The sequence below is a fragment of the Tatumella sp. UCD-D_suzukii genome (assembly GCF_000611875.2).
GTDB lineage: Bacteria > Pseudomonadota > Gammaproteobacteria > Enterobacterales > Enterobacteriaceae > Tatumella > Tatumella ptyseos.
In genome coordinates, this window is sequence record NZ_JFJX01000038.1 from 12,950 (window position 1) to 39,760 (window position 26,811).

General features: G+C 53.8%; 27 protein-coding genes. 9 read left to right on the forward strand and 18 right to left on the reverse strand.

Annotated features, from left to right (window positions below; all coding sequences use genetic code 11):
• Nucleotides 1-97: 97 nt before the first annotated feature.
• Nucleotides 98-964, forward strand: a complete 867-nt coding sequence (locus CG67_RS07295; RefSeq protein WP_025902299.1) for a LysR substrate-binding domain-containing protein — start codon at nucleotides 98-100, stop codon at nucleotides 962-964.
• Here the strand turns inward: CG67_RS07295 and CG67_RS07300 are convergent.
• The 5 genes from CG67_RS07300 to proB all read right to left on the reverse strand — a co-directional run bounded on the left by CG67_RS07300 (nucleotide 918) and on the right by proB (nucleotide 5,475).
• Nucleotides 918-1,463, reverse strand: coding sequence for an isochorismatase family protein (locus CG67_RS07300; RefSeq protein WP_025902300.1), 546 nt, complete (start codon nucleotides 1,461-1,463; stop codon nucleotides 918-920). The genes CG67_RS07295 and CG67_RS07300 overlap by 47 nt on opposite strands.
• A gap of 257 nt (nucleotides 1,464-1,720) precedes the next feature.
• Nucleotides 1,721-2,200: an RcnB family protein gene (locus CG67_RS07305; RefSeq protein ID WP_025902301.1), complete on the reverse strand. Its 480-nt coding sequence runs from the start codon at nucleotides 2,198-2,200 to the stop codon at nucleotides 1,721-1,723.
• Between the two features lie 40 nt (nucleotides 2,201-2,240).
• Nucleotides 2,241-2,714, reverse strand: coding sequence for an RcnB family protein (locus CG67_RS07310; protein WP_025902302.1), 474 nt, complete (start codon nucleotides 2,712-2,714; stop codon nucleotides 2,241-2,243).
• Nucleotides 2,715-3,108: 394 nt separating this feature from the next.
• Nucleotides 3,109-4,362, reverse strand: a complete 1,254-nt coding sequence (gene proA, locus CG67_RS07315; RefSeq protein ID WP_025902303.1) for a glutamate-5-semialdehyde dehydrogenase — start codon at nucleotides 4,360-4,362, stop codon at nucleotides 3,109-3,111.
• A 9-nt stretch (nucleotides 4,363-4,371) separates the two neighbouring features.
• Entirely contained in the window at nucleotides 4,372-5,475 is a 1,104-nt protein-coding gene (gene proB, locus CG67_RS07320; protein ID WP_025902304.1) for a glutamate 5-kinase, read from the reverse strand.
• A gap of 232 nt (nucleotides 5,476-5,707) precedes the next feature.
• On the opposite strand from proB, the gene CG67_RS07325 reads away from it, so the two are divergent.
• Entirely contained in the window at nucleotides 5,708-6,814 is a 1,107-nt protein-coding gene (locus CG67_RS07325; RefSeq protein ID WP_025902305.1) for a porin, read from the forward strand.
• A gap of 63 nt (nucleotides 6,815-6,877) precedes the next feature.
• Here the strand turns inward: CG67_RS07325 and crl are convergent, their stop codons facing one another.
• The 3 genes from crl to gpt all read right to left on the reverse strand — a co-directional run bounded on the left by crl (nucleotide 6,878) and on the right by gpt (nucleotide 9,132).
• On the reverse strand, nucleotides 6,878-7,264 hold the full coding sequence (crl, locus tag CG67_RS07330) for a sigma factor-binding protein Crl (RefSeq protein WP_025902306.1): 387 nt from the start codon (nucleotides 7,262-7,264) through the stop codon (nucleotides 6,878-6,880).
• Between the two features lie 58 nt (nucleotides 7,265-7,322).
• On the reverse strand, nucleotides 7,323-8,567 hold the full coding sequence (gene frsA, locus CG67_RS07335; RefSeq protein WP_025902307.1) for an esterase FrsA: 1,245 nt from the start codon (nucleotides 8,565-8,567) through the stop codon (nucleotides 7,323-7,325).
• Nucleotides 8,568-8,673: 106 nt separating this feature from the next.
• Nucleotides 8,674-9,132 (reverse strand): xanthine phosphoribosyltransferase, encoded by a 459-nt coding sequence (gpt, locus tag CG67_RS07340; protein WP_025902308.1) that lies wholly within the window; start codon nucleotides 9,130-9,132, stop codon nucleotides 8,674-8,676.
• A gap of 253 nt (nucleotides 9,133-9,385) precedes the next feature.
• On the opposite strand from gpt, the gene pepD reads away from it, so the two are divergent.
• From pepD to CG67_RS07360, 3 genes are all read left to right on the forward strand, one after another.
• A complete protein-coding gene (gene pepD / locus CG67_RS07350; protein ID WP_025902310.1) occupies nucleotides 9,386-10,843 on the forward strand; it encodes a beta-Ala-His dipeptidase in 1,458 nt (485 codons plus the stop codon).
• A gap of 322 nt (nucleotides 10,844-11,165) precedes the next feature.
• The gene (locus tag CG67_RS07355) at nucleotides 11,166-12,671 is read left to right on the forward strand and encodes a sugar ABC transporter ATP-binding protein (protein ID WP_025902311.1); all 1,506 of its coding nucleotides are present in this window, start codon (nucleotides 11,166-11,168) and stop codon (nucleotides 12,669-12,671) included.
• Nucleotides 12,668-13,672, forward strand: a complete 1,005-nt coding sequence (locus tag CG67_RS07360; RefSeq protein WP_025902312.1) for an ABC transporter permease — start codon at nucleotides 12,668-12,670, stop codon at nucleotides 13,670-13,672. Before CG67_RS07355 ends, CG67_RS07360 begins: the two co-directional genes overlap by 4 nt.
• 167 nt (nucleotides 13,673-13,839) lie before the next feature.
• On the opposite strand, the gene dinB is transcribed toward CG67_RS07360, so the two are convergent.
• Complete coding sequence (gene dinB, locus CG67_RS07365; RefSeq protein WP_025902313.1) at nucleotides 13,840-14,895, reverse strand: DNA polymerase IV; 1,056 nt, start codon at nucleotides 14,893-14,895, stop codon at nucleotides 13,840-13,842.
• Nucleotides 14,896-15,162: 267 nt separating this feature from the next.
• Between dinB and dpaA the strand changes: the two genes are divergently transcribed.
• The gene (dpaA, locus tag CG67_RS07370) at nucleotides 15,163-15,903 is read left to right on the forward strand and encodes a peptidoglycan meso-diaminopimelic acid protein amidase (RefSeq protein WP_025902314.1); all 741 of its coding nucleotides are present in this window, start codon (nucleotides 15,163-15,165) and stop codon (nucleotides 15,901-15,903) included.
• On the opposite strand, the gene CG67_RS07375 is transcribed toward dpaA, so the two are convergent.
• The 3 genes from CG67_RS07375 to mtnK all read right to left on the reverse strand — a co-directional run bounded on the left by CG67_RS07375 (nucleotide 15,877) and on the right by mtnK (nucleotide 18,885).
• Nucleotides 15,877-16,641 carry a class II glutamine amidotransferase gene (locus tag CG67_RS07375; protein ID WP_025902315.1) on the reverse strand — a complete coding sequence of 255 codons (765 nt, stop codon included), beginning with the start codon at nucleotides 16,639-16,641 and terminating at the stop codon, nucleotides 15,877-15,879. The genes dpaA and CG67_RS07375 overlap by 27 nt on opposite strands.
• Before the next feature lie 135 nt (nucleotides 16,642-16,776).
• Nucleotides 16,777-17,355, reverse strand: a complete 579-nt coding sequence (gene lpcA, locus CG67_RS07380) for a D-sedoheptulose 7-phosphate isomerase (RefSeq protein ID WP_025902316.1) — start codon at nucleotides 17,353-17,355, stop codon at nucleotides 16,777-16,779.
• A gap of 330 nt (nucleotides 17,356-17,685) precedes the next feature.
• Nucleotides 17,686-18,885, reverse strand: a complete 1,200-nt coding sequence (gene mtnK / locus CG67_RS07385) for an S-methyl-5-thioribose kinase (protein ID WP_025902317.1) — start codon at nucleotides 18,883-18,885, stop codon at nucleotides 17,686-17,688.
• A 115-nt stretch (nucleotides 18,886-19,000) separates the two neighbouring features.
• On the opposite strand from mtnK, the gene mtnA reads away from it, so the two are divergent.
• Entirely contained in the window at nucleotides 19,001-20,029 is a 1,029-nt protein-coding gene (gene mtnA / locus CG67_RS07390; protein WP_025902318.1) for an S-methyl-5-thioribose-1-phosphate isomerase, read from the forward strand.
• A 16-nt stretch (nucleotides 20,030-20,045) separates the two neighbouring features.
• Here mtnA and CG67_RS07395 read toward each other — a convergent pair whose 3' ends face one another.
• Both CG67_RS07395 and mtnC read right to left on the reverse strand, forming a co-directional pair.
• Complete coding sequence (locus CG67_RS07395; protein ID WP_025902319.1) at nucleotides 20,046-20,588, reverse strand: acireductone dioxygenase; 543 nt, start codon at nucleotides 20,586-20,588, stop codon at nucleotides 20,046-20,048.
• Between the two features lies 1 nt (nucleotide 20,589).
• Nucleotides 20,590-21,273, reverse strand: coding sequence for an acireductone synthase (gene mtnC, locus CG67_RS07400; RefSeq protein WP_025902320.1), 684 nt, complete (start codon nucleotides 21,271-21,273; stop codon nucleotides 20,590-20,592).
• 202 nt (nucleotides 21,274-21,475) lie between these two features.
• On the opposite strand from mtnC, the gene CG67_RS07405 reads away from it, so the two are divergent.
• Together CG67_RS07405 and CG67_RS07410 are read left to right on the forward strand one after the other, a co-directional pair.
• A complete protein-coding gene (locus tag CG67_RS07405) occupies nucleotides 21,476-22,636 on the forward strand; it encodes a pyridoxal phosphate-dependent aminotransferase (protein WP_025902321.1) in 1,161 nt (386 codons plus the stop codon).
• Nucleotides 22,624-23,394 carry an amidohydrolase gene (locus CG67_RS07410; protein WP_025902322.1) on the forward strand — a complete coding sequence of 257 codons (771 nt, stop codon included), beginning with the start codon at nucleotides 22,624-22,626 and terminating at the stop codon, nucleotides 23,392-23,394. Before CG67_RS07405 ends, CG67_RS07410 begins: the two co-directional genes overlap by 13 nt.
• Nucleotides 23,395-23,442: 48 nt before the next feature.
• On the opposite strand, the gene uraH is transcribed toward CG67_RS07410, so the two are convergent.
• The 4 genes from uraH to CG67_RS07430 are packed head-to-tail and all read right to left on the reverse strand — an operon-like array spanning nucleotide 23,443 to nucleotide 26,798.
• Entirely contained in the window at nucleotides 23,443-23,778 is a 336-nt protein-coding gene (gene uraH / locus CG67_RS07415) for a hydroxyisourate hydrolase (RefSeq protein WP_025902323.1), read from the reverse strand.
• On the reverse strand, nucleotides 23,775-24,269 hold the full coding sequence (gene uraD / locus CG67_RS07420) for a 2-oxo-4-hydroxy-4-carboxy-5-ureidoimidazoline decarboxylase (protein WP_025902324.1): 495 nt from the start codon (nucleotides 24,267-24,269) through the stop codon (nucleotides 23,775-23,777). Before uraD ends, uraH begins: the two co-directional genes overlap by 4 nt.
• The gene (hpxK, locus tag CG67_RS07425; protein WP_025902325.1) at nucleotides 24,269-25,561 is read right to left on the reverse strand and encodes an allantoate amidohydrolase; all 1,293 of its coding nucleotides are present in this window, start codon (nucleotides 25,559-25,561) and stop codon (nucleotides 24,269-24,271) included. The genes uraD and hpxK overlap by 1 nt, the downstream gene beginning before the upstream one ends.
• Entirely contained in the window at nucleotides 25,551-26,798 is a 1,248-nt protein-coding gene (locus CG67_RS07430) for an alanine--glyoxylate aminotransferase family protein (RefSeq protein ID WP_025902326.1), read from the reverse strand. The genes hpxK and CG67_RS07430 overlap by 11 nt, the downstream gene beginning before the upstream one ends.
• Nucleotides 26,799-26,811: the final 13 nt, after the last annotated feature.

A 26,811-nucleotide genomic window follows, 5' to 3' on the forward strand; every position in this document is an offset into this window, starting at 1 on the left:
ACTAGTGAACTGTTGTTTATCTAACGGCGAGGGGCATAGGAGAACAATCGAAATATTGTCATAATAGCCATGACTTTTATGCATAACCGGGGGATGTATGACGCGACGTGATTTACCGCTCAATGGGCTGCAGACTTTCCTGGTGACCGCACGTCACCTGAATCTGACTCATGCAGCCACGGAACTCTGTATCACTCAGGGCGCAGTGAGCCGTCAGATTCAGGCTCTGGAGGCCTGGTTCGGCTTCCCGTTATTTCGCCGTCATGCCCGCGGACTTTCCCTGACCCCGCGCGCCGGACAACTGTTACCGGAACTCCGTCAGCTACTGGAACAGCTGAACCACCTGACAGAGAAAATCCGGCTAACGCCTGACCAGTTACGCCTGAAGGCCCCCAGTTGTGCAATGCGCTGGCTGGTTCCCAGGCTGGTCGCATTTGAACAGTATGCCCCTCATGTCCATGTTGCCCTGACGACCACACTGGATCACCGGCGTCAGCTGGAGGATTTTGATGCTGCCGTGGTGTATGGTACGGCAGATTCAGGCGGAGTAACGCTCTTTGATGAGGAACTTATCCCGGTCATGGCCAGTCACCTGCCCCTGCCGTCAGAGGTTAATGACCTGCAAAACTACACGTTTCTGCATCCCACTCCCGATACCAGAGACTGGTTATTATGGCTCCGTCAACATGACTTACCGATCGCTATGCTACGTAACCAGCATTTTGAAACCATGGATCTGGCACTCAATGCTGCGGTACAGGGGTTCGGGATCACCGTGGCGGATATTCACCTCGCGGCGGAAGAAATTGCCCGCGGCAGACTGGTCGTCCCCTTTAACCTCACGGTAAAAACCGGGGCCGCCTATCGTTTAATACATCGCACCGATAGCCTTCCTGAAAGTGCATTACAGTCACTGATCAACTGGTTACACCGGCCTGTTCCGCCGATAGCCAGCGCTGAATAATGTTCAGGGTCGCTGCTACCTGCACCGGGTGACCGGGGACAGTCAGATCTGCCCATAGCTCATTGTGGTGGCTGATTAATTGCTGTGCGCTGACAAATGTTCTCTCCGCGGTGGTATGGGCATCTTCTGCCACGGTGATGGCGTATCCGAGGCTGGCTCCTGTTTTAATGGTGGTATCCACACAATAATCCGTTGCACAACCACATACCGTAAAAGCATGCTCACCGCACGCGTTCAGCTCACGGGCAAGGGTTGTCTGAAAGAAGCTATCACAGGCGGTTTTACTGACATAACGTGCGTTTTCCGGCTGAATAACTCCCGGAACAATTTGCCAGGCCATCGTGCCAGGCTGCATTTCCCCCTCACAATGCCGGACAAAAATGACTTCATCAGCGGCCTCAATAAGCTGGTTAATCAATGCAATTTTTTCGTTGATTTGAAACCGCTCCACAGCCAGTACCCCGGCTTGCATATCGATCACAACCAGTACATTTTTCATCCGTTTTCCTGCCGGCAAGATTCTCTGTCATTACAGTAGACTATTTCCGGCTGAAGGTCTGCAAACTCTCCCCGGCAACAGAAACCGGAATACAGGATGGCTGTTCGCAGAGACCGCAAAGCGCCTGAGCGGGTGAGTGACGTTCCCGAGGGAGCAGAAGCCGTGACCGTTTAACACATGGCAACACCCGCGGTGAGCATAAAAAAGGCCCCCGCAGCTGTTCAGCAGACGGGGACCTTGCGCTATCTCAAAACCGATTACGGATGAAAGGCATTATTCAGAATAATCGAGGTAATGACTCCGGTCGCCACCGCCACCAGCACATAATTGCCATCGATATATGACCAGCGCTGGCCATAAGGCGGTGCCGGCAGACCCCGCCGGTGCCAGTCATCTATCCGGTATCGTGGACCGCGGAAATCATGCGGAAAACGCTGACCGGGTTCAAAGCGGTGTCCCCGCCAGGCAAAGGAGTCTCCTCTGCCGGGGCCGCCGGGGCCTGGGCCGTATGACTGAGGCCCGCCATGAGGGCCACCGTAATGGCCTCCCGGTCCGCCGTGTGGCCCCGGACCTCCCGGACCTCCCGGACCTCCGGGTCCGCCACGACCGGGCCCTTCCTGATGACCGCCGCCATGCGGCTGCCAGGGACCATGATCATCTGCGCGGACGGCAACAGAAGATACCAGGCTGCTCAACAAAACAGCTGAGATCAGGTATGTCATCCGTGTTTTTTTCATATTTTTCCTCCGGAAAACCGATACCGGGTGAAATCACCCGTTAGCGGGATAATGCACTGTTCATGATGATTGACGTAATGATCCCGGTGGTCGCCGCCATTAATACGTAATTACCATTGATGGCTGCCCAGTAATGGCCCTGCGGGGGCTGAGAAAGCCCGCGGGCACGCCAGTCATTGACGCGGTATTTGTCGCCACGGAAACTTTTTGGCGCGGCATGGCCTCTGCGGAAATCATTACCGTGATAAGCGAAGCGGTCACCCTGCTGACGATGAGGTTCACCCCGTCCGCGATCACCGCCCTGCTGAGGACGATCCTGACCGTGGCGCTGATGGCCTGGTCCGTTACCCGGCCCCTGTTGCGGACCCTGCCCCTGACGCTGTGGCTGACCATTCTGCTGATGAGGGATAACCGGCCCCCCCTGGTTATCACCCGGTGCGGCCATCGCAGAGGAAGCTGCAAACCCATTGGCAATCAGTAAAGTTGTTAATAAAGTAATAGCTGTACGTTTCATTGTTATGTTCCTCACAGGAAATATATGACTGTTACTATGGCGAATACTCATCACTATTTTATGAAGATTATTCCTGGTTTGAGACGGCAGAGTGTGTACAGTCATTGCATCGGCTATTTTCTTTAACCTAATCCTTACACTACTCTGTAATTGGCCGGATTTTATGCACCGGGCAGGATAAATAAACCGCGGGTAAATCATCAGTCAGTCACCCACGGAGAGCATATAACTGTCCGGGAAAGGAGCGCTGTGAATACGTTTTTACATCAATAAACAGGCTGGCAAACGATACGAGAGATAACGCGATCCACTGAACGAAAATGAGCCGGCAACGCATCTTGCCGGCTCATGAAGGATCATTCAGTCTGAAGTTACAAAGGCCAATTCAGCGGTGTCACTTACGAAGCGTATCCTCCCCCCAGGCCACCCACTTATAAGTGGTCAGGGCTTCGAGGCCCATAGGGCCGCGGGCATGTAACTTCTGCGTACTGACAGCCACTTCTGCTCCCAGCCCGAATTGTGCACCATCGGTAAAGCGGGTACTGGCATTCACATACACTGCAGACGAATCGACTTTATTGATGAAATCTTGTGCGTTTTTCAGACTGCGGCTGAGAATACCGTCGGAGTGCTGCGTGCCGTGCTCACGAATATGAGCAACCGCGTCATCAAGAGAGGCAACCGCTTTCACATTCAGGTCCAGAGATAACCACTCATCATCATACTCGCCGGCAGCCACCGGCAGTACATCTGCCTGATAACGTCGCAGCTCAGCGATAATATTCTCATCGGCATGCAGACTAATCCCTTCGCGGGACATCCGTTGACAGAACTGAGGCAAAAACTCCGCCATGATATTTTCATGGATCAGCAGAGTTTCCAGCGAATTACAGGCGCTTGGCCGCTGCTTTTTCGCATTGACGATCACCTCCAGTGCGGCTTCTGTTTCCATCGTCTCATCGACGAACAGATGACAGACCCCGATCCCTCCGGTGATCACCGGGATGGTGGACTGTTCACGGCAAAGTTTATGCAGGCCAGCCCCGCCCCGCGGGATCAGCATATCAATGTAGCGATCCATCTTCAGCATTTCAGCCACCAGCTGGCGATCCGGATTATCAATCGCCTGGATAGCTCCTGCCGGAATACCATGCAGAGCCAGTGCGTTCTGAATTACACTGACGGTTGCAGCATTGGTTTTACAGGTTTCTTTACCACCACGTAAAATGACGGCATTACCGGTTTTCAGGCACAACGAGGCCACATCGACCGTGACATTCGGACGGGCTTCGTAAATAACCCCTACCACACCCAGTGGTACACGGCGGCGCTCAATACGCAACCCGCTGTCCAGTAAGCCACCATCAATTAACTGCCCGACCGGATCGGCCAGACGGCAAACCTGACGCACATCGTCAGCGATCCCCTTCAGACGTTCCGGGGTCAGTGTCAGACGATCCAGCAGGGCTTCACCCATCCCGTTCTCACGGGCAGTGGCCACATCCAGGGCATTGGCTTCCAGAATTACCGCAGACTCTTCTTCAAGGCGGCTGGCAATGGTCAGCAATACCTGATTTTTTTGTGCCGTGCTTAATGTTGATAACTGATATGAGGCAGCCCGTGCTGCTTTCCCCATCATTTCCAGCATGACTGCTCCTTAGCTGACAATCATATCGTCGCGATGAACGGCGACTGAACCGTATTCATACCCCAGTATTTCACTGATCTGCTGGCTGTGATGCCCGGCGATCATGCGAAGGGCATCGCTATTATATCGTGAAACACCGTGCGCGAGATCCCGCCCTTGCTGGCTACGGATAGAGATCACCTCGCCACGGGAGAAATCCCCCTCGACACAAGTGATCCCTTTAGGTAACAGCGAACTGCCCCGTTCCAGTAATGCCGCCAGAGCCCCGTCATCAATCGTGACCGCACCGGCCGGAGGTGCGCCAAAAATCCAGTGTTTACGGTTTTCCAGTTTATTTTTCTGGGCATGAAACAGCGTACCTGCCGGTTTACCGTTCAGCACTTCATTGATAAGCTCCGGCTCATTCCCGCTGGCAATAATGACATCAATACCGGCCCGGCATGCAACATCTGCTGCCTGCAATTTGGTGGCCATTCCGCCCGTACCGAGACCGGAGACACTGCCACCGGCGATCATCCGCAGTTCGTCATCAATCACATGCACATCGGTGATAAGCTCTGCCTGAGGATTACTTCTTGGATCGGCACTGAAAAGCCCGCGCTGATCGGTCAGCAGCAGCAGTTTATCCGCACCGGAAAGAATAGCGGCCAGCGCCGAAAGGTTATCGTTATCTCCCACCTTAATCTCGGCGGTTGCCACGGCATCATTTTCATTGATGACCGGGATAATGCGGTTATCAAGCAATGCATGCAGCATATCGTGCGCATTCAGGAAACGTTCACGATCTTCCATATCGGCACGGGTCAGCAGCATCTGTCCGACATGGAGCCCGTAAATACCAAACAGTTGTTCCCAGACACGGATCAACTGACTCTGACCCACGGCGGCCAGCAGCTGCTTAGAGGCGATGGTGGGGGGCAGTTCGGGGTATCCCAGATGCTCTCGCCCGGCGGCAATCGCGCCTGAGGTCACAATAACTATCCGGTGGCCGGCGTTAATCGCCTGCGAACACTGCCGGACCAGTTCCAGGATATGTGCGCGATCTAACCGGCGGGATCCCCCGGTGAGCACGCTGGTTCCCAATTTGACCACAAGGGTCTGACTGCCACTCATATTTCCTGCCATTTATATATTAAACAAACTTCCCTTTTATCAGGTGTCGCCGCGGAATCCAACCCTTTATCTGCGCTTATCAGCAGATAACGCCGGGAGGGCGATGAAATCACTGTTTTCATTTTTTTCATTAAATGGCGCTCTGTCATAAATCGTTCACTGTTCTCCAGTAAAACGAGGCTGCGCTTTCACAATTTTGAATAAAATACTTTGATAACGGGGATACCGGACAATGAAAAAAAGTACGTTAGCACTCTTATTATGCAGCCTGACGTCAGTCAGCCATGCTGCTGAAGTGTATAACAAAGACGGTAATCAGCTGGATTTCTATGGCAAGGTAAAAGCTGAACATTACATCACCGACAACAATAGCTCCGACGGAGACCAGTCTTACGCCAGGCTGGGTTTTAAGGGCCAGACCCGGATTAATGATCAGCTGACCGGCTATGGGCAGTGGGAATATCAGTACAGCCTGAAGAATTCAGAAGGCAGTGATGCCAGCAATGGTAACAAAACCCGCCTCGGTTTTGCCGGTCTCCGTAACCCGACCCTGGGTTCTATCGACTACGGCCGGAATTATGGTGTGTTATATGATGTGGAAGCCTGGACCGATATGTTCCCGGAGTTCGGCGGTGACGGTACTGCACGCTCGGATAACTATATGACTCAGCGTTCCACCGGCCTGCTGACCTGGAGAAACACCGATTTCTTCGGTCTGGTGGACGGATTACGTTTTGCCGTCCAGTATCAGGGTAAAAATGATGACAACACTGCGAACTCACGCACCGATATTACCCGCCAGAATGGTGACGGTTTCGGTGCCTCTCTCGGGTACCGGATTGCAGATACCGGGATCAGCCTGATGGGGGCCGCCACCAGCTCTGACCGTACCCAAAGTCAGGAAGCAGCCAGCTATGGTCATGGCGATAAAGCCACCTCCTGGGGGACCGGTATTAAATATGATGCGAACCAGATTTACCTGGCGGCTATCTATACCCAGACCAGCAATATGACTCCGATCAGCGGGACTAACCGCCTGACCGGGACTAAAGTCACCGGTGCGGCGAACACAGCACAAAATATTGAGCTGGTAGCACAGTATCAGTTCGAAAACGGTCTGCGTCCTTCACTGGGATATGTGCAGACGAAAGGGAAGAATATAGAGAACGGGATCGGGGACGTGGATTTAGTAAAATACATCGATGCCGGAGCCACTTACTACTTCAACAAAAATATGTCAGCGTTTGTGGACTATAAAATTAACCGCCTGAATAACGATAACCGCCTGTCACTGAATACCGATAACATTGTGGCATTAGGCCTGACATATCAGTTCTGATAACCCGAAGATAAAACAAAGGGACAGGCAAAAGCGCTGTCCCTTTGTTCATTTAATTCCCGGTCAGACCGGCTTGACCACCCCTTCTGCCGGTACCAGGGTAATATCCTGTTGTGCCAGCAGGGCTTCGAGCCGCTGAAAGAAAGCCTGCAATGTTTTTTCAACACTGGCTTTATCTTCGTCCTTTTTAACCGGCATTTCCTGCCAGTGGCCTTCTTTATCAAAAAGTCCGAACGCATAGTGATAAGCAAAATGTGTTTCTTTTGCCTCCAGCGTCAGCCACCATCCCCAGAATTCTCTTTTATCCGGTGCCGGTTTTACATTGACACAGACTGCCAGACAATCAAAAAAGAAGCGGTCAGTACCGCACTTATCCTCCCGGAGGTAAGGGCCTAACTCATGCAATCGCTTTAAAATGCGCCCCCTGGAATGTCCGCCAGGTAATGTCATAACTGATCCTCCTTAATAAGATAAATTAATTTTTAACAAACCTGACAATAATCGCAACTTATCTTTTGAGTTGCTTTTCGAGCCAGTCACTGATTTGCTCCAGAGTGCCCGCCAGCGACTTCATGGCCGGCAACGCCGGTATACGCAAGAGTTTCCCCTGCACGGAAGAATTAACGATTAACTGAGATTCCTCCTCCGGGCTGTAGAAATCATTTTTACGGAAGGCTGATAACATCGGCACCGGGGTCCGGCGCCCCAGTAATCCCTGGTTTTTTAAGGAATAGGCGCTGATTTCCGTCGCCAGAGTCTGATTATCCCGGACATTTTTCCCCATCCTGCTGGCCAGAATATCCAGGAACATATCAGGAACTTTGCGTTGCAGTGGCTCCTGAGTCAGCAGGCAATGGACGATGGGCGAATGGCAGGCTATCGCACGGAGTAATCCGCTTTCAAGATACGCCAGGCGAACCGCAACGTTAGCACCGAAGCGTTGTCCCCATAAACCTACCCTGCGATGATCTATCCAGGGGACCTCTGCAAGCTGTTTCAAGACCTGCTGATGTAACATGCTGGTATCCTGCGTCAGCCGCCAGCGGACGCTGTAACCTACCGAAGGCATATCCAGGGTTAACATCGCCATGCCTCTCGGGGCCAGATAGTCATGGAACAGACGGAAATAGTCGAGCTGTAATGTATCCAGGCCTCCGCAGACCAGCACCGTCGGAAACGGGCCATTCCCCTGTTCCGGAAGATGCAGGAAAGCATCAACGGTTTTACCGTCATCCACGCGAAATTTTAAAGGGCGCAGTTCCCCTTTCAGGCAGGTTGTTGCCTGTTCATACGCCCGGTACGCCAGTACCCGGGCCTGATCGGCAAGCTCATCTTCGTTCAGGTGCGGATACGCCGCTATACTGAACAGATTCGCCGCATGCAGCCAGGACTGCCCGGCCAGGTCGCCCGTCTTTAACTTCGCCTTCTCCTGCCATCGGGCCGCCTGCACAGACCATTCATAAATCCAGTTACCGTTCCGGTAGCCCCGAACGGTATCCAGCAATTGTTCGTTAGTTCTGGCAAGTGTACTGGCAGCAATCCGTGATAACACCTCATTAATTTCTATCGGTGAAACTCCGCGCCAGCTCCAGAGTAAAGGCGTTAATGTCCGGTACCAGCAATGTGGCGATCGGGTATCAGGAAATGCGCCGGAACCCGGGACTCTGCCGGAAATGCGGCGGACTAATGCGGAAGTTTCAGGGTGTTCAAAGCGGGGTTTAAACAGTTCTTCACTCAGATTTTTCGTCTGCATGCTCATAACTCCGGAACCGGAAGATGATGAGTGAGTGTACCTGAAGAACGATAACGAGGGGAAAAGAAAGTAGCATCCGGTCAGGCGGATGCTACTTAAAGCTAACTCAGTCTTCTACGATAGGCGGAATATAAGCCACGCCCATGTCCCAGGGCTGTTCAATCCAGGTATTCTGAGGGATATCGATCACATAATCGTCCACTAACGGACGGCCCGCCGGTTTGGCAAAAATGGTCACAAAATGCGCTTTGGAATACATTTCGCGGATAGCTTTCGCGGTACCGCCGGTATCCACCAGGTCATCGATGACAATGAAACCTTCCCCGTCACCTTCTGCACGTTTGACGACTTTCATCTCGCGCTGATGATCATGGTCGTAACTGGAAATACAGACCGTATCGACATGACGGATCCCCAATTCACGAGCCAGCAGTGCTGCAGGAACCAGGCCACCACGGCTGACAGCAATGATGCCTGTCCACTGGTCTACCGGCAGTAAACGCCTGGCGAGGGTACGGGCATGGATCTGTAGCATATCCCAGGTGACAACGTATTTTTCGCTCATTTTTTAGGAACCCCGGCCATTAAAAAAGCCTAATTTAAGTGCAAGGTGAAAAAGTTTGCGCGGGATTATAAGGATATGATGAGCTAAAAACCAGCATCCGCTGCCTCCGGAGGCTTTTTTTCCTGCCCGGTACGTCCTCCGGCCTGTAAACAGTGGTATTCTGAATGTATGCCGAAAGCCTCTGTTTTCGCTTTTCTTAACCCTTTTCCTGCCGGTTTTTACTTTTTCCGGCGCCAGCACAGGAGACTGAATCATGTCAGAACTGTCTAAGCTCAGCCCGCAGCCTTTGTGGGATATTTTTGCAACCATCTGTTCCATCCCGCATCCCTCTTATCATGAAGAAGCTCTGGCACAACATATTCTGGCCTGGGCAAATGAGCGCGGTCTGTGGAATGAACGTGATGCCGTGGGCAATATTCTTATCCGTAAAGCGGCAACTCCGGGCATGGAAAACCGTACCCCGGTCGCACTGCAGGCTCACCTCGATATGGTGCCACAGAAAAATAATGATACCGTCCACGACTTCACCACCGACCCTATCCAGCCTTATATCGACGGTGAGTGGCTGAAAGCCCGGGGAACCACCCTGGGGGCCGATAATGGTATTGGTATGGCTTCGGCGCTGGCCGTTCTGGCCGACGACAGTGTCGAGCATGGTCCGCTGGAAGTGCTGCTGACCATGACCGAAGAAGCCGGCATGGAAGGTGCTTTCGGACTGCAGGCAAACTGGTTACAGGCCGATATTCTGATCAATACCGACTCTGAAGAAGAAGGTGAGATCTATATGGGCTGTGCCGGGGGTATTGATGCCGTCACGACACTGCCGGTACAGCGTGAACCCCTGGCGGAAGGCAGCGTTCAGGTCTCGCTGACTCTGAAAGGACTACGTGGCGGACATTCCGGTGCCAATATTCATATGGGCCTGGGTAACGCAAACAAATTATTAGCCCGTGTTCTGGTCACCCTGTCAAAAAGCGTTAATTACCAGCTACTCGGCTTTAACGGCGGTACTCTGCGTAATGCTATTCCGCGTGAAGCCGTCGCCACTGTCGCGTTCAGCCCGTCACAACAGGCAGAGTTTGAACAGGCCGTGAATGCTGCCCGTCAGTTACTGAAAAATGAAGCCGGTCCGAAGGATGAAAATGTTGTTCTGCTGACCGAAACGGCCGACAGCCAGCACGCAGCCCTGACCCGGAACAGCCGCGATACGTTTCTGCGATTACTAAATGCCACACCGAACGGCGTTGTTCGTTTTTCTGATGTCGTTCCCGGCGTCGTCGAAACCTCCCTGAACGTCGGTATCGTCAGCCTGAATGATTCTCATGCTGAAATCCTGAGCCTGATCCGTTCACTGATTGATAGCGGAAAAGAGTACGTTGTCGATACACTGACATCGCTGGGTGAGCTTGCCGGTGCCACGACTGAAGCTTCAGGCAGCTACCCGGGCTGGGAACCGGATAAAGATTCACCGATTATGGCCAGAACCCGTGAAATTTATCAGTCTCTGTTCGGTAAAATGCCCGATATCCAGGTGATCCACGCAGGTCTGGAATGCGGGTTATTTAAAAAACCGTACCCGCACTTAGATATGGTGTCTATCGGACCGACCATCACCGGGCCACACTCCCCGGATGAACAGGTACATATCGGCAGTGTTGATCTTTACTGGAAGTTACTGACCGGACTATTGAAAGAAGTTCCTGTCAAATAACGGTCCCGTTCCTCTCAGAAAACCAGAGCCCTGTGCTCTGGTTTTTTTCATCCCGGCCTTCATCCGCTTCCGACCTTCCGTAACGCACTAAGTATCACGACAGATCAGGACGTCAGCATTTATCGCTATATCTTGAGTTCAGTGCAACGTCTTAAACTGCTACGTTAGCCATCACCGGGGTTTTCGACTTATATAGACAGACTTCTGGATGGCTAAATGTCTTTTATGGTAGCTTATGCCCCCTGCCTGCCCGATGATAAGGGCAACAGAAGCCCGCCAGGGAAATTTCCGTAGCAATAACTAACCAGGTAGTGACATAACTATGGCTGAAGCTCATCGCCTCGAGATGCGCAATATCTCGATTAATTTTGCCGGGTTCGCCGCACTGGATAATGTCGATTTTTCTATTGAAGGCCATTCAGTGCATGCACTGACCGGCGCTAACGGAGCCGGAAAGTCGACCCTGATGGCAGTATTGTCAGGAGCCCATCACCATTACCAGGGCGAAATCCTGATGGACGGGCAGCCCCTGAACATCCGCAGTCCGCGTCAGGCAAAAAGTGCCGGGATCCATCTGGTACAGCAGGAAGTGGATAACGGATTAGTGCCTGCGCTCAGTGTTGCTGAAAACATCATGCTGGACAGTATGGCGGATGCCGGTCATCTCTATCGACGAAAAGAGGTCTATCGCAAGGCTGCGGCCTTACTGGAACAACTGAATGTCACCCTCGATCTGCGTCAGCCGGTTGAGCGATGCTCACTGGCAGAAAAACAGCAGATTTTACTGGCCAGGGCGCTTTCCCATGATTGTCGTTTCCTGATCCTGGATGAACCGACGGCACCGCTGGACCAGCATGAAAGCGAGCAGTTATTCCGGGTCGTACGTCATCTGCAGCAACAGGGGATCGGGATCGTGTTTATTTCTCACCGTATTCACGAACTGAAAAGTATCTGTGACCAGCTGACGGTTCTGCGGGATGGGAAATTAATCGGGACCTGCCCGATGAATGCCCTGAGCGGGGAGCAGATCGTCGAGAAGATGACAGGCCATACCCTGACCGACCTGTACCCTCCGCGCCGCCCTCCTCATACTGCAGAAGAATTACTCAGGGTTGAAGGCTTACATGACCACAAGCTGCTGCAGGATATCGACCTGACATTACATAAAGGGGAGATTCTGGGGATCGCGGGGCTGGCCGGGGCCGGTAAAACTGAGCTGTGTAAGGCGTTGTTCGGGGCCACTAAAAGCCGCCTGAAAACCGGTCGTCTGCACGGGAAACCCTGGAAACCCAAATCGCCTTATCATTCGGTCACGGCAGGGATCGCGCTGGTGCCCGAAGAACGCCGGAAAGAAGGTATTTTTATTGATGAAAATATTGCCATGAATCTTTCCGCTGCTGCCGATGATCGTTTTTCCCGCTATGGCTTCTTCAGCGTGAGGCAGTCGGTGAAATGGGCACAGGAGATCATTGGTAAATTATCCGTTCGCAGCCGCGGTCCTGAGCAGGTATTACGTCGTCTTTCCGGCGGTAATCAGCAGAAGGTCGCCATCGGAAAATGGCTGGCCAGCGGATCTGACCTTTTAATTTTCGATGAGCCGACCAAAGGTGTCGACGTAAAAGCGAAGTCGGATCTCTTCCTGCTGGTGGATGAACTTGCCAGGGAAGGTAAAGGTATTATTTATGCGTCCGGTGAGTTTGCCGAACTGGTCGGGCTGTGTGACCGTATTTGTGTTTTGTGGGATGGCAGGATTGTCGCCGAAATAGACGGCAAACAGGCCAGCGAAGAATTATTATTGCTTTATTCAACCGGAGGTACCCCTGCGTGAGCAGCAACCCTAACTCATTAACTTCATCCCCGGCATGGCATCACCGGTTATTCGATTTCCTGTATAAGTGGGGCATGCTGCTGACCGTCGTACTGCTTCTGGCAGGCTTCGGGCTGACCGCCGATGGCTTTCTGGAACCCGATAATCTGCTGAACATTCTGCGCTCTATCGCTATTGTAACGGTGATCGCGATGGCGGTAGCAATCTCGCTGACCGTCGGTGGCTTTGACCTTTCCGTGGGATCCACCGCTTCACTGGCAAATACGCTGGTGATCTCGATGTTTGTCTGGCATGGCTATGGCACGGCGACGGCAATCATTATCACCCTGGCGCTTTGTCTGCTGGTCGGACTGTTCAATAGTTTCCTGATTGTTGTGCTGCGAATTCCGGATATGCTGGCCACACTGGCGACCCTGTTTGTTGTCCAGGGGGTCGCAATGACTTACAGCTTTGGGGGGTCGATTACCCAGAATATGGTGATGCCGAGCGGTGATATGGCTGAAGGGATCATTCCGGCGAATTTTAACTGGCTGGGCGAGATCCCGGGGATCGTGATCATTATGCTGGTGGTGACGATCCTGACACAGATTGGCCTCTCTCTGACCAAACACGGTCGCAGAATGTATGCGCTCGGCGGAAACCCTGAAGCGGCCCGCTTATCCGGGATCCGTACGACCCGCTATCGGGTCATCGCCTATCTGCTGGCCTCTTTACTGGCAGGGTTAGGCGGGATCCTGCTGGCCTCAAGAATTGGATCGTCACAGGTCAATGCCGGCAGTGGTTATCTGATGGATGCGGTGGCAGCCGCCTGGATTGGCCTGTCACTGGCAGGTTCCGGTAAGCCGAATGCACTGGGGACTCTGATTGGCGCCATTATCCTGGGCGTATTACAGAATGGTCTGGTGATGCTGTCCGTGCCTTACTACGCCATGGATATCATTAAGGGGCTGGTACTTGCGCTGGCCCTGGCGTTGACCTACTTCCGGGGACGACAAGCCTGATCCCCGCCGGGAAGCGCCTCAGTCTTCCCGGTCTGTCACCGGACGTGCCGCCCTGTGGCCGTCCGGCATATCCTTGCCCCTGACGGTATTCTCCGCCCGCAAGCACAACCTGCCCTGTTGACGCCTGATACAGAAAGGGCTCCGGCGATGGCCTATAGCAGGGTCAGTCACAACGTTAGCTGTAATTGCCGCCCGGTGTCCGGTTCCGGTAAGGTCACATGTAATCCCACCAGCCTCACCCCTCTGCCTGCCCGGCGTTGCTGCCAGGTTTCATAGGCGATCGTCAGCAGGTCTTCTTTATTCAGAACAGACCAGACATGCTCACGGGTGGTTTGCTGAAAGTCGGAAAACCGGAGCTTCACACCCTGACGCAGTATCCGCAGATCCGGTCGGACATTCCTCAGACGTCTTTCCAGTTCGGGATAGAGTCTCTCCAGCACCTCCAGGCATTGCTCCCACTGATCAATGTCCTGTGCCAGCGTGGTTTCAACACCGACCGATTTACGTAGCCGGTCAACCACGATTTCGCGTTCATCAATACCGTGGCTTCGTTCCCATAACGCCCTGCCAAACTTGCCGAACCGTTTCAGAAGCAGGGCCAGGTCGGTCTGCCGGACATCCGCACAGGTCTTCAGCCCCATATCAGCAAGCTTTCTGGCAGAAACCTGGCCAACGCCAGGAATTTTCTCCAGAGCCAGGCTATAAACGAAGTTATCCATACCGGCCGGCGTGATCACATACTGACCGTCCGGCTTATTCAGATCAGAGGCGATTTTCGCCAGAAATTTCACCGGAGCAATACCGGCAGAAGCGGTCAGTTTCAATTCCTGACGGATGGCCTGACGAATATCCTCCGCAATCAGCGTGGCTGACCCGCGAAAGTGCGTGCAATGGGTGACATCCAGATAGGCTTCATCCAGAGAGAGCGGCTCAATCAGTGAGGTATAGCGCGAAAATATCTGCCGGAGATGGGCCGACACATCTTTATAGACATCAAAACGCCCGGGCACTAAGGTCAGGGAGGGACAAAGTTTCAGTGCGGTCGCGGTCGGCATGGCACTGCGCACACCATATTGCCGGGCAAGGTAGTTTGCCGTACTGATAACTCCCCGTCGCTCACGACTGCCACCGATGGCCAGGGGGATGTCGCGTAACGACGGGTTATCCCGCATTTCGACCGCAGCATAAAAACAGTCCATATCGACATGAATGATTTTACGCATGGGTGACGGCTCCGCAGAAAAGAAACATCAATACTGTATAAATAATCAGTGTAAAGATCAATCACGGTGAAGTACCGTTACGGACGCCCCCCTCCTTTTGTATGGAGGGTCACTATCACAGAGCGTAACTGATAAATATCTTCACCGTTCTCTTGCTAAAAAGACAGACAGTGCTAATGTTGCGCTGAGTCTTCGCCGCACCGTGGATATCTGCACGATAAACGAAGTTACGTTCTTTTCCACCCTCATTTTCAAGGTATTTGCAGCATGCGTAAAATCGCACTCTTACTTGCGATGTTTTTACTCCCGGCATATTGTCTGGCCGCGTCTCAGAACTCCGTCAGCCTGTTGCCCCCCGTGAGTAAACCGCTCACTCAGCAGCTTTTGGGGACGCCGGTATTTATTCAGATCTTTAAGGAAGAACGGACACTCGATTTATACGGTAAAGTCGGTAACGAATACCGTTTACTGAACAGTTTCAAAATCTGTAAGTTTTCCGGCGGGCTGGGTCCGAAACGCGTGGAGGGTGATTTTAAAAGTCCGGAAGGGTTTTACTCAGTAAAGCTGGATCAGCTGAATCCCGACAGCCATTTTTACCGGGCCATCAACATCGGCTTTCCGAACCAGTATGATCGCGACAATGGTTACAGCGGTAAATATCTGATGATCCATGGTAACTGTGTGTCGATTGGCTGTTATGCCATGACCAACGCCTATATGGAGCAGATTTATGACTTTGTGAATGCCGCCCTGCGCAATGGGCAGTCCGAAGTTGAAGTGGATATTTTTCCGTTCCGTATGACAGCACAAAATATGCAGCGGCATCAGGATTCAGCGTATTACAGTTTCTGGCAACAGCTGAAACCGGGCTACGACTACTTCCTGCAACATCAACAGCCGCCTTCAGTGACGGTAGAAAACGGCCGGTATGTGGTTCGAAAAAATCCGTTCAGCGGCAACAGTGAGACTGACTCAAAGACCTTACTGACGCTCACCAAGACAAAATAATACCCACTCTCCTGGCACAATTTTGTGCCAGGTTTCATTGCCGGTTAATGGCTGTGTCGCCACCACACTGACGATGTCCTGAGGTGTCGTGTGCTGCTGAAAATCAATTTCAACATCCTGATCCAGTAAGGTGGCTTTACCAAAGGGCGCACGCCGGGTGATCCAGTGAAGATGAGTGGAACAATATGCCATCAGATAACGGCCGTCTGACAGCAGCATATTAAAGACCCCTTTCTCTTTCAGCTCCGCCGCCAGTGTCGCAATATAACGGAACATCGCCGGCCAGTCTTCCGGAGGCTCCGGATAACGCGTGGCCAGTTTATGCAGGATCCAGCAAAAAGCTTTTTCACTGTCGGTTTCCCCGACCGGCCGGAAGGACCCCGTATCCAGGTCCTCATAGTCACTGAGTTGCCCGTTATGAGCATAAGTCCAGTGACGCCCCCAGAGCTCACGGGTGAAAGGATGAGTATTTTCCAGCGAGACATTTCCGCGATTTGCCTGACGAATATGCGCCACTACGGAATGTGATTTGATAGGATATTCCTGCACCAGTCTGGCTATCGGCGAGTGAATACTGGGAAGCGGGTCTTTAAAAGTGCGGCACCCTTTACCTTCATAAAAAGTAATGCCCCAGCCATCTTTGTGCGGCCCGGTGCCTCCCCCGCGCTGCACGAGCCCGGAAAAACTGAAACAGATATCCGTAGGTATGTTGGCGCTCATCCCGAGCAATTCACACATCAGTTATCACCTCTCACAATCCCATGGTCCGGCGTTTTTAGCCGTAATAACCCAAAGAAATAACACGCAGTCAGCGGTCTGGCAAGTCACCATAGCCCGCCTGCCTGCGTATTTTTCGGGAAAGGTGTGCGCTGATTATTTTTCCATCTCTTTTTCGATCAGCAAAATCAAAATATGAATAATTTTAATGTGTATTTCCTGGATCCGATCAGCAAAACCAAAATGCGGGACACGAATTTCCACATCGGCACTGCCGGCCATTTTGCCGCCATCTTTTCCGGTCAGGGTGATCACTTTCATCCCCCGGCTGCGGGCAGCTTCAATCGCTTTAATAATATTGGCGGAGTTTCCGGAGGTGGAAATACCTAACAGCACATCCCCCTGGCGACCGACGGCTTCGGTATACCGAGAAAAAACATAATCATAGCCGAAGTCATTACTGACGCAGGAAATATGACTGACATCCGAAATCGCAATCGCCGGATACCCCGGACGGTTCTCACGGTAGCGTCCGGTCAGTTCTTCAGCGAAATGCATTGCATCACAGTGAGAACCACCATTGCCGCAAGAGAGTACCTTTCCGCCAGCTTTGAAACTGTCAGCCAGCAGCGTCGCCGCCTGCTGAATGGCATGAATATTGTTTTCATCTTTCAGGAAGGCATTAAGCGTTTCTGCGGCTTCATTCAGTTCTGAACGAATAATATCCTGGTACATAGGGGATGTCCTTACATCGGAAAATTAACGCCGCCAGTGTAGCCCAATCGTCGGGCAGCGCAAGCCTCTGTCACAGGATCCTGCACACTGTGTTATACGGATCCCGTCTTAACCATGAGATATTCCCCGTTCCCCCCTGTTTCAGGGTTTGTCGGGTCTTAGTCTGTCCGGTATGCGTTCGTGGCAGTGAGCCATAGCGGAAGCCCACGTGGCGGCGTTATCACGATGGAATGACGGGCAGGTAAACGAAGGCTGTTGCTTCAGACGTATCTGCGTCTGTGCCAGTGTTCTGTTACGGGGTCATGCCACGAGTGTGGCATGACCTGCTGATCAGGCTACCTGACGGATTCGGGCGACGAGTGATTCGGCATCACTGATATGGCCTGCTGCCAGAATCAGAGTACGTCCCAGCGTGATGGCATGGCGCAGACAGTCGGTGCGCATCATATCGTCTTCAATGTGACTGATATCGGCAACATGAGACATGCCGACCGTACGGCGGATCAATTCAGTCCCGCAGAACCCGATAGCATCACACCAGACTTTCTGCAGAAACTTCTGTGCATACCCCGGCACCGCCAGCGCAACATCGCGGGTGGACTGCTGGCTGCGTGTCAGGAATTCATCACTGAAGGTCTGCCACAACGTAATGATCTCAGCCAGACGCTGGTCCCTGGCTTCCGCCGCTTCTCTCGGGGCCAGCAGGCCGGGGACGCCGCAGTAGTTCAGCAGTAAATTCCCCATCGCGGTGCCGAGGTCAAAGCCCATCGGACCGTAATAACCGAATTCCGCATCGATGGCTTTCAGTCCGCTGTCGGTCACAAAAACCGAGCCGGTGTGAATATCTCCGTGCAGCAGGGCTTCAGCATGGGTCAGAAAACGGTGTTTCAGTTCCGCAACGGCAATGCGCAATTCAGCATCTTCCCGCAGTGAGGCCACTAACGGTTCGAGAGCCTGCGGATAATCATTACGCGGATGCTCAATGTAAGGATCGTTAAAGAACAAATCCTCGGTAATTTCGCACATTTCCGTATTGATAAAGCGTGCGACCTGCGCCTTTTTTTCATGAGGATGCAGGGCGAAATCAGAGGTAGAAAACAGGACACTGGCCAGGTAATGCCCCAGTTGCCGGGCCGCCTGCGGATAGGATTTACCCGCCACCAGCTCCCCTCGCCAGATGTGATATTCAGAGAGGTCTTCCATCACCATCACCGCCAGGCTGGCATCAAGATGGGTCACACGGACCGTATGCTCAGGACTGTATTTATAATGCTCAATCAGCGTTTCTGCTTCCAGCCGGGCACGGTCAAGGGTCAGCGGCCAGGACTCACCGACACAACGCACATAAGGAAGGGCCTGTTTGACAATGACACGACTTTTACCTTGCTGATCCAGAATTTTAAACACCAGATTCAGGTTACCGTCCCCCACTTCCAGCGCTTCTGTCAGTTGTTCCGGATTTTCCAGCCCGGAAAACTGCCTGGCGTATTCCACAGCATCTGTGGCGGTGAAGGTTCGGTATTGTGACATTGCCTTTTCCTCTCTTATTATTCTCTGCGCCTGAGCCTTTCAGACGTCTACACTTCTATTCTGCCCCGCATATTGGCATACTATTCCTCAGTGAAGCAACCCGGAAATAATATTGATGCAAACTCTGCAAACGACCAGCCTGAAAATGATTGATAACCAGCTCTGGATCCTTGACCAGCAGGCCCTTCCGCAACAAAAAAACTGGCTCAGTGCCGGCAGTACCGACGCGCTTGTCAGCCATATCCATGCCTTACGTGTCAGGGGAGCGCCACTGATTGGCCTTTCGGCTTCACTCCTGCTGGCCCTGCAGGCTGAGCAGGGAATGTCACGTGCCGACCTTCAGGACTCATTACTCACGCTACGGGCAGCCCGTCCGACGGCCGTGAATCTGATGAATAATCTGGACAGAATGCAGGAAGCGCTGGCGGCAGAAGACTATGTCACCGCACTGGTCCGTGAGGCATTGCGTCTGGTCGATGAAGACAGGCAGCTTTGTGACAATATCGCGCAGGCCGGCACGCCGCTGATCACCGCGGGCAGCCGTATTCTGACGCACTGTAATACCGGAGGCCTGGCTACGGCCGGCGTCGGTACCGCACTGGGCGTAATTACCCGTGGCTGGCAACAGGGGAAAGTGGCCCATGTCTGGGTAGGTGAAACCCGTCCTCTGCTGCAGGGCGGACGCCTGACGGCCTGGGAACTGTCGGAATCCGGTATTCCCTGCCAGCTGATCACCGATAGCATGGCTGCGGCACTGATGGCCGACGGACAGGTCGATGCTATCTGGGTCGGTGCTGACCGGATTGCGGCAAACGGCGATGTGGCCAATAAAATCGGCACTTACAGCCTGGCGGTACTGGCCCGCTATCATGGGATCCCGTTTTACGTGGCTGCCCCGCACACCACTCTGGATCGTCACTGTCCGTCAGGAAAAGATATTCCTATAGAGCAAAGAGCGGCCGCGGAAGTGACCGGTGTTGCCGGCAGTTTCGGGGCCGTACAATGGGCACCGGAGAATATCCGGGTCCATAATCCGGCCTTTGATGTCACCCCTGCGGCGCTGATCAGTGGCTGGGTACTGGATACCGGGCTTATCACGCCGGAGCAGGTGGCCGAAGGCATTTTCCGGCCACAGACGGCCTGACCCCGGTCAATCCCGGTCAGGCCAGCCGGGGGTAACTTTCGGCAATCGGATCGCCGGTAAAGCGGGCGATCCAGCCTTCCGGATTATCAAAAATGCGGATAGCCGTGAAGTTGGGTTCCGATCCCATATCGAACCAGTGAGGCGTGCCTGCAGGGACCGAGATCAGATCATTTTTCTCACACAGGATCTGATACACGTGCCCGTCCAGATGCAGGCAAAACAACCCTGCCCCTTCGACAAAAAAGCGCACCTCGTCCTCACCGTGGGTGTGCTCAGAGAGAAATTTTTCGCGTAATGCCTGTTTCTCCGGATGGCTGGCACGCATGCTGATCACATCCCAGCTCTGATAACCTTTTTCTGCCACCAGTTTATCAATCGCATGCTGATAGGCCTCAAGTACCGTCTCCGGCGTCGGGTCGGCCCCTAAATCACGGTCGGCCGCCCAGCGCTCAAAACGGACATCCTGTTGCGCCAGTTTTTCACGGATCTGCGCGGCATCTTCACTCTGCCAGATCGGCTGGCTGGCGTCTTTATCGCTAAAAATCGTTAATGCACTCATTTCAGAAGGTCTCCGGTGTAATCTGTTCAAAACTGCTCACCGCCGGATGTACGCTTTCCGGGTCAGCCTCTCCGCGGATCAGCTGAACGGTTTTCCAGCCCGCCGCGCGTGCGGCATCCAGTTCCTGATGAATATCCGATAAAAACAGTAAGTCTTCGCCCGGCAGCCCCAGCTTACCGGCGATATTCCGGTAGGATTGCTCTTCCCGCTTGGCACCGACATGGGTATCAAAATAGTCGCTGAAGACCCCGGTAATATCCCCGGCATCGCTGTAACCGAACAGCAGTTTCTGTGCGGCCACGGAACCCGAGGAATAGACACATAGGGTCAGCCCCTGAGCCTGCCATTGTTTCAGGGCCGGTAAAACGTCCGGATAGAGGTGCCCGGTAAAATTCCCGTTAACGTAGCCGTCCTGCCAGATCATGCCCTGCAGGGCTTTCAGGGCAGTGGACTTACGGTCTTCATCCATAAACCGGTATAACGCTTCGATCAGCTGATCCGTACCGGCCTCCGGCTGAGCCAGTTCCTGGCGTAAACTCTCCAGCGCCTGAGACACTTCCGGTGCCTGTGCATTTTTACGGATATAGCTTTCCAGATGCTGACGTGCATAAGGAAACAGCACCTGGTGTACAAAGCGGATATCACTGGTCGTGCCTTCAATATCCGTCACAATTGCTCGAATCATTCTACCTCCGCAGCACAGCTGCCTGATATTTGCAGTAAAAACATGATTATTTCAGGATCTGCCGGCTGTTTGTCTGTTTAGCCATCTAAGTGTCTTGATTGCCAAATATTACCATCCTGTTTATAGTGGCATCAATAAAGGCTTTGGTCACACACACGATTTATCTCTTAATACAGATAGCCGTCGATAAGGCAGAGTAATAATGACGCAGCATACTTTCACTCCCGACAGTAAACTTCCGGCCCTGGGCACCACTATTTTCAGTCAGATGAGTGCGCTGGCACAAGAATATCAGGCAATTAACCTGTCACAGGGCTTCCCTGACTTTGATGGCCCGGAATACCTGCAACAGCAACTGGCCTGGCATGTCAGTCAGGGGGCCAACCAGTATGCACCGATGACCGGTGTTCAGCCACTTCGCGAAGCCATCGCTGAAAAAACACAGCGTTGCTATGGTTATACGCCGGATGTGAACACCGATATTACCGTCACTGCGGGTGCCACCGAAGCACTGTTTGCGGCCATTACGGCGCTGGTCAGGCCGGGTGATGAAGTGATCTGCTTTGACCCGAGTTATGACAGTTATGCGCCTGCCGTGGCACTTTCCGGCGGTGTACTGAAACGTATTGCCCTGCAGCCCCCGGCCTTTCGCCCTGACTGGCAGGCCTTTTCTGAATTACTGTCGGATAAAACACGCCTGGTTATCCTCAATACACCACATAATCCGACGGCAACCGTCTGGCAGGCTGCCGATTTTGATGCACTCTGGCAGGCTATCGGCCAGCAGGAAACCTATGTCCTGAGCGATGAAGTCTACGAACACATCTGTTTTGCTGAAGGGGGACACTTCAGTATTCTGCAGCATCCGCAATTGCGGGAACGCGGGATTGCCGTTTCCTCCTTCGGGAAAACGTATCATATGACCGGCTGGAAAGTGGGTTACTGTGTGGCACCGGCGGCGATCTCCGCCGAAATCCGTAAGGTTCACCAGTACCTGACCTTTGCCGTCAATACCCCGGCACAGCTGGCGCTGGCGGATATGCTGCGTAAAGAACCGGAGCATTATCTCGATCTGCCGGCATTCTACCGCCAGCGTCGTGACTTCCTGATCAATGCCTTACAGGAGAGCCGCTTCCGGGTCCTGCCTTGTGAAGGTACCTACTTCCTGTTACTGGATTACAGCGCGATTTCAGATCTGGATGATGTCAGCTTCTGTCAGTGGCTGACCAAAGAAGTGGGTGTGGCGGCGATCCCGCTGTCAGTGTTTTGTGACGGTGAATTTCCGCATAAGCTGATCCGTCTCTGTTTTGCCAAACAGGAGCCGACTCTGCAGGCTGCCGCGGAGCGCTTATGCCGGATTTAAAGATTAGCTTACTTCAGCAGCCTCTGGTCTGGATGGACGGGGAGGCCAATTTACGTCATTTCGGGCAGGTACTGGAGACCGTCCCCGACAGTGATCTGATCCTGTTACCGGAGATGTTTACCACCGGTTTTGCCATGGAGGCTGCCCGGTCTTCGCTACCGGAATCCATCGTCATTGAATGGCTGTCGGCGCAGGCGAAAAAGTATGACGCGCTGGCCGGTGGCAGTGTGGCACTGCAAACGGATCAGGGCGCGGTTAACCGTTTTCTGCTGGTCACTCCTGCAGGTGAAGTACACCGTTACGATAAACGCCATCTGTTCAGAATGGGTGAGGAACATCACCATTACGAGGCGGGCCGTGAACGGGTCATTATCGAGTGGCGGGGATGGCGAATTCTTCCGCAGATCTGCTATGACCTGCGCTTCCCGGTGTTTTCGCGGAACCGGAATGATTACGACCTGGCTCTATATATCGCCAGCTGGCCGGCGGCACGCAGCGCACACTGGCAGGCACTCCTGCTGGCCAGGGCGATTGAAAACCAGACGTATATCGCGGGATGTAACCGCGTCGGCCAGGACGCTAACGCATTGAGCTACAGTGGTGATAGCCGCATTATCAGCCCGACTGGCGAGTTGCTGGCGACCGCTGCCGCGGATGCGGCGGAAGTTATCTCAGCCACACTCTTTCTGGAAGAACTTCAGGCTTACCGTCAGCGCTTCCCGGCCTGGCGTGATGCGGACAGCTTTACCCTGGAATAACCGCCGTGATAGCGGGCGGTGTGACTGCCCGCCATCACAACCAGGGGGTTAACTTCCCCGATAGGTCGACCATGACCAGGGGGTGATCAGAAACGGCAGATGGTAGTGACTGCCGGCTTCCGGGATCACAAAATCAATCTGTGCCGTCAGATACAGCGACTGCCGCCCGGCTATCGCAAAATAATCCCCGATTTCGGCGGTCAGCCGGTAATGCCCCGGAGTCACCGGTTCCGGTGTCAGGTTTTTCAGACGCCCGTCATCGTCCGTCTTACCCTGCGCCAGTTCAGCCCAGCCTTCTGTCGATTGCTGCTCAAGCGTAATGCGGACGTCACGGGCAGGTTTACCCAGCGCCGTATCCAGAATATGTGTGGTGATGGTACTCATGACAATACCTCCTGTAATCGCAATAACGTAATTTCACGTAATTGCGCCAGGGTTTCCCCCAGCTCTTCACTGTCATCATTATGCAGACGCCGGCGGAGTTGCTCCAGAATATCCTGCGGCGTCCGTCCTTTGGCACGGATCAGAAAAATACGGCCAAAACGTGCTTCATACGCCTGGTTTCCCTCGGCCATCGCCTGCCTGACCTGGCTATCTGCCGTCAGTACCGCTGCCTGCTCACTGCGGGAGGCCTGCTGATGTGCCTGCTGACCTGTGGCTCTTTCGCCAATCCGTGGGTGAGCGCTGAACGCCTGAGCTAATTCGGTCTGCTGCCACTGCCGGGATAATCCGTCGGCATAGTCCAGCGCCTGTTGTACCGACAGGAAAGGACGGGCAGCCACCAGTTGCTGTTGCCAGGAGGGGATCGCCACACAGCTTTCAATGGCCGCCCTCGCCTCTGAGGGCGACAACTGATTAAACTGCTCAATATTCATCAGACGTTCTCCGCATTACGTGAGTTCCCGCTAATGGCCGAATCCGCCACCTTAATAATAGCCTGTAAATACGCCTGTATGGCCAGCGATACATCCTCCGTGGTCACCGACTCCTCCGGATGATGACTAATCCCCCCGGCACAGCGGACGAACAACATCGCCACAGGCCAGCACTCTGCAATAGCAATGGCGTCGTGTCCGGCTCCGCTGGGCAGCAGGAGCGACTGCCCCTGAATCTCAGTGACCGCTTCACTGAAAGCATCACGCAGTGCCGGATCGCAGGTCGTTGCCTGAATGCCATAATACTCTTCTGCGCGGAATGACAGTCCCCGCCGCGCCGCAATCTGCTCACCTTCCTGCAACAGCGTGGCCAGCAGTTCTGCCAGCGGGCCATCTTCCGGCCCGCGGATATCCAGAGAAAGCCTGACGTCGCCCGGGATCACATTCACCGCTCCCGGTTCACAGGTCAGGGTCCCGACCGTTGCGACTAATAACGGATCGGCCTCACACGTCACCCGTTCAATAAAGACCATCCACTCCGCCGCCGCGGCCAGAGCATCCTTCCGGTGAGTCATCGGGACGGTGCCGGCATGGCCCGCCATCCCGGTAAAGGAACAGTTCAGGCGACGTGCGCCGTTGATCGCCGTCACCACCCCCAGTGCCAGTCCGGCCTCTTCCAGACAGGGTCCCTGCTCGATATGTAACTCAAGATAGGCGATAAAGGCGTCCCGGCGTCGGGTGGCCTGTGCAATAGTCTCCGCCTGCAGGCCGACTGACTGCATCGCCTGCGCGACAGTGATCCCTTCACTGTCCGGCTGTGCCGTCCAGCTATCAGGCCAGCGTCCGGTAATGCCTTTGCTACCCAGCAGCGTGATCCCGAAACGCGTCCCTTCCTCATCGGCAAAACCGATAATTTCAATGGCGACCGGCAGACGGATTTGCTGCTCATTCAGCCAGCTGACGGTTTCTATCGCCGTCAGTACCCCCAGCGGCCCGTCGTATTTTCCCGCATTACGCACGCTGTCCAGATGGGATCCCAGTAAGATTGCCGGGGCATCCGGTGTCTGCCCTTCATAACGCCCGCAGATATTCCCGACCTCATCCTGCCAGACCGCCATCCCCGCTTCTTTCATCCACTGACCGGTCAGATGATTAGCACGGAGATGCTCCGCCGAGAGATACACCCGGGTCAGTTGTCCTTCGGTTTCACTGATCTCAGCCAGAGAATCACAGCGGGCCATCGCCCGCTCCCCGGCCTGTTGCGCCTGCCGGACGCTCATTTTATTCTGCATGAGGTGCTTCCGTCAGATAGTGATCCCACGCGGCCTGCATCGCAGCCCCCTGACGGGTGATAAAGCCGAGGCGATTCAGTACCGCTTCGAGAGCGGTCAGGGTTTGCAGGACGCATTGTTTACGCGCGTTATAGCCCATGGTGCCGATACGCCAGACTTTGCCATGTAACGGTCCGAATGAGGTGCCGATCTCGATCCCGAAGTCGTTCAGCATCATGCTACGCACCTGATCGCCATTGACCTGTGCAGGGCTCATCACGCCCAGCACATTATTCATTTTATGACGGACATCGCCAAAGACCGTAAGCCCCATGGCCCGGATCCCCTGCAGCATCGCATCACCATGCAGCTTATGTCGGGCAATCCCCTCGTCGATCCCTTCCTGCAGAAGGATGCGCGCACATTCGCGGGCGGCAAATAATGCACTGGTCGCTTCCGTATGGTGGTTTAACCGTTCCGCACCCCAGTAATCCATGATCATGCCCAGATCAAAATAGTTGGAATAGATCATTTCATCCTCACCCTGCTGGTGAGCGTCCGTGCGGATCCCCTGTTCAACACGTCTGCGTCGTCTGATCACCTCTGTCATTTGTGCGCTGAGGGTGACCGGTGACGTGCCCGAAGGCCCGCCCAGGCATTTCTGCATCCCGGCCGATACGGCATCCAGTCCCCAGGCATCCGTCTCCAGCGCATTTCCGCCCAGCGAGGCGGTCGCATCTGTATAGAACAACACGCCATACCGACGGCAGATTTCACCGAGTTCCGCCAGCGGCTGTAACATCGTGGTCGATGTATCACCCTGTACCGTCAGTAACAGACGCGGTTTAATACGGCGAACGGCATCTTCAATCTGATCTGCCGTGAACACCTCTCCCCATGGAACGTCAATGGTGTGCACTTCTGCACGGCAGCGATGTGCGATTTCACATAACAGGTGTCCGAAGCGCCCGAACACGGGGACCAGCACTTTGTCGCCCGGTTTAATGGCGGATAACAGAATCGCTTCAATTCCGGCACGGGAGGTCCCGTTAACCAGCAGTGTCCACTGATTTTGGGTACAAAAGACCCCGCGGTACAGTGCCATCACCTCATTCATGTAGCCGGTCATGGCGGGATCATATTGTCCGATCAGTTGACTGGACATCGCCCGCAGTACCCGCGGATCGGCATTGATCGGACCGGGGCCCATCAGTAATCGTTGGGGCGGATTGATAGAGGAAATCTGGCTGAGATCCATAATGCGTTCCTTA

What these genes read in the sequence shown, in the direction of transcription:
- gpt (WP_025902308.1), bottom strand. Translation starts at nt 9,132, where the DNA reads ATGAGCGAAAAATACGTTGTCACCTGGGATATGCTACAGATCCATGCC.
- proB (WP_025902304.1), bottom strand. Translation starts at nt 5,475, where the DNA reads ATGAGTGGCAGTCAGACCCTTGTGGTCAAATTGGGAACCAGCGTGCTC.
- pepD (WP_025902310.1), top strand. Translation starts at nt 9,386, where the DNA reads ATGTCAGAACTGTCTAAGCTCAGCCCGCAGCCTTTGTGGGATATTTTT.
- CG67_RS07300 (WP_025902300.1), bottom strand. Translation starts at nt 1,463, where the DNA reads ATGAAAAATGTACTGGTTGTGATCGATATGCAAGCCGGGGTACTGGCT.
- CG67_RS07405 (WP_025902321.1), top strand. Translation starts at nt 21,476, where the DNA reads ATGACGCAGCATACTTTCACTCCCGACAGTAAACTTCCGGCCCTGGGC.
- proA (WP_025902303.1), bottom strand. Translation starts at nt 4,362, where the DNA reads ATGCTGGAAATGATGGGGAAAGCAGCACGGGCTGCCTCATATCAGTTA.
- CG67_RS07355 (WP_025902311.1), top strand. Translation starts at nt 11,166, where the DNA reads ATGGCTGAAGCTCATCGCCTCGAGATGCGCAATATCTCGATTAATTTT.
- CG67_RS07305 (WP_025902301.1), bottom strand. Translation starts at nt 2,200, where the DNA reads ATGAAAAAAACACGGATGACATACCTGATCTCAGCTGTTTTGTTGAGC.
- crl (WP_025902306.1), bottom strand. Translation starts at nt 7,264, where the DNA reads ATGACATTACCTGGCGGACATTCCAGGGGGCGCATTTTAAAGCGATTG.
- mtnK (WP_025902317.1), bottom strand. Translation starts at nt 18,885, where the DNA reads ATGTCACAATACCGAACCTTCACCGCCACAGATGCTGTGGAATACGCC.
- uraH (WP_025902323.1), bottom strand. Translation starts at nt 23,778, where the DNA reads ATGAGTACCATCACCACACATATTCTGGATACGGCGCTGGGTAAACCT.
- mtnA (WP_025902318.1), top strand. Translation starts at nt 19,001, where the DNA reads ATGCAAACTCTGCAAACGACCAGCCTGAAAATGATTGATAACCAGCTC.
- frsA (WP_025902307.1), bottom strand. Translation starts at nt 8,567, where the DNA reads ATGCAGACGAAAAATCTGAGTGAAGAACTGTTTAAACCCCGCTTTGAA.
- uraD (WP_025902324.1), bottom strand. Translation starts at nt 24,269, where the DNA reads ATGAATATTGAGCAGTTTAATCAGTTGTCGCCCTCAGAGGCGAGGGCG.
- CG67_RS07430 (WP_025902326.1), bottom strand. Translation starts at nt 26,798, where the DNA reads ATGGATCTCAGCCAGATTTCCTCTATCAATCCGCCCCAACGATTACTG.
- hpxK (WP_025902325.1), bottom strand. Translation starts at nt 25,561, where the DNA reads ATGCAGAATAAAATGAGCGTCCGGCAGGCGCAACAGGCCGGGGAGCGG.
- CG67_RS07410 (WP_025902322.1), top strand. Translation starts at nt 22,624, where the DNA reads ATGCCGGATTTAAAGATTAGCTTACTTCAGCAGCCTCTGGTCTGGATG.
- dpaA (WP_025902314.1), top strand. Translation starts at nt 15,163, where the DNA reads ATGCGTAAAATCGCACTCTTACTTGCGATGTTTTTACTCCCGGCATAT.
- CG67_RS07310 (WP_025902302.1), bottom strand. Translation starts at nt 2,714, where the DNA reads ATGAAACGTACAGCTATTACTTTATTAACAACTTTACTGATTGCCAAT.
- lpcA (WP_025902316.1), bottom strand. Translation starts at nt 17,355, where the DNA reads ATGTACCAGGATATTATTCGTTCAGAACTGAATGAAGCCGCAGAAACG.
- CG67_RS07395 (WP_025902319.1), bottom strand. Translation starts at nt 20,588, where the DNA reads ATGAGTGCATTAACGATTTTTAGCGATAAAGACGCCAGCCAGCCGATC.
- CG67_RS07295 (WP_025902299.1), top strand. Translation starts at nt 98, where the DNA reads ATGACGCGACGTGATTTACCGCTCAATGGGCTGCAGACTTTCCTGGTG.
- CG67_RS07375 (WP_025902315.1), bottom strand. Translation starts at nt 16,641, where the DNA reads ATGTGTGAATTGCTCGGGATGAGCGCCAACATACCTACGGATATCTGT.
- CG67_RS07325 (WP_025902305.1), top strand. Translation starts at nt 5,708, where the DNA reads ATGAAAAAAAGTACGTTAGCACTCTTATTATGCAGCCTGACGTCAGTC.
- dinB (WP_025902313.1), bottom strand. Translation starts at nt 14,895, where the DNA reads ATGCGTAAAATCATTCATGTCGATATGGACTGTTTTTATGCTGCGGTC.
- mtnC (WP_025902320.1), bottom strand. Translation starts at nt 21,273, where the DNA reads ATGATTCGAGCAATTGTGACGGATATTGAAGGCACGACCAGTGATATC.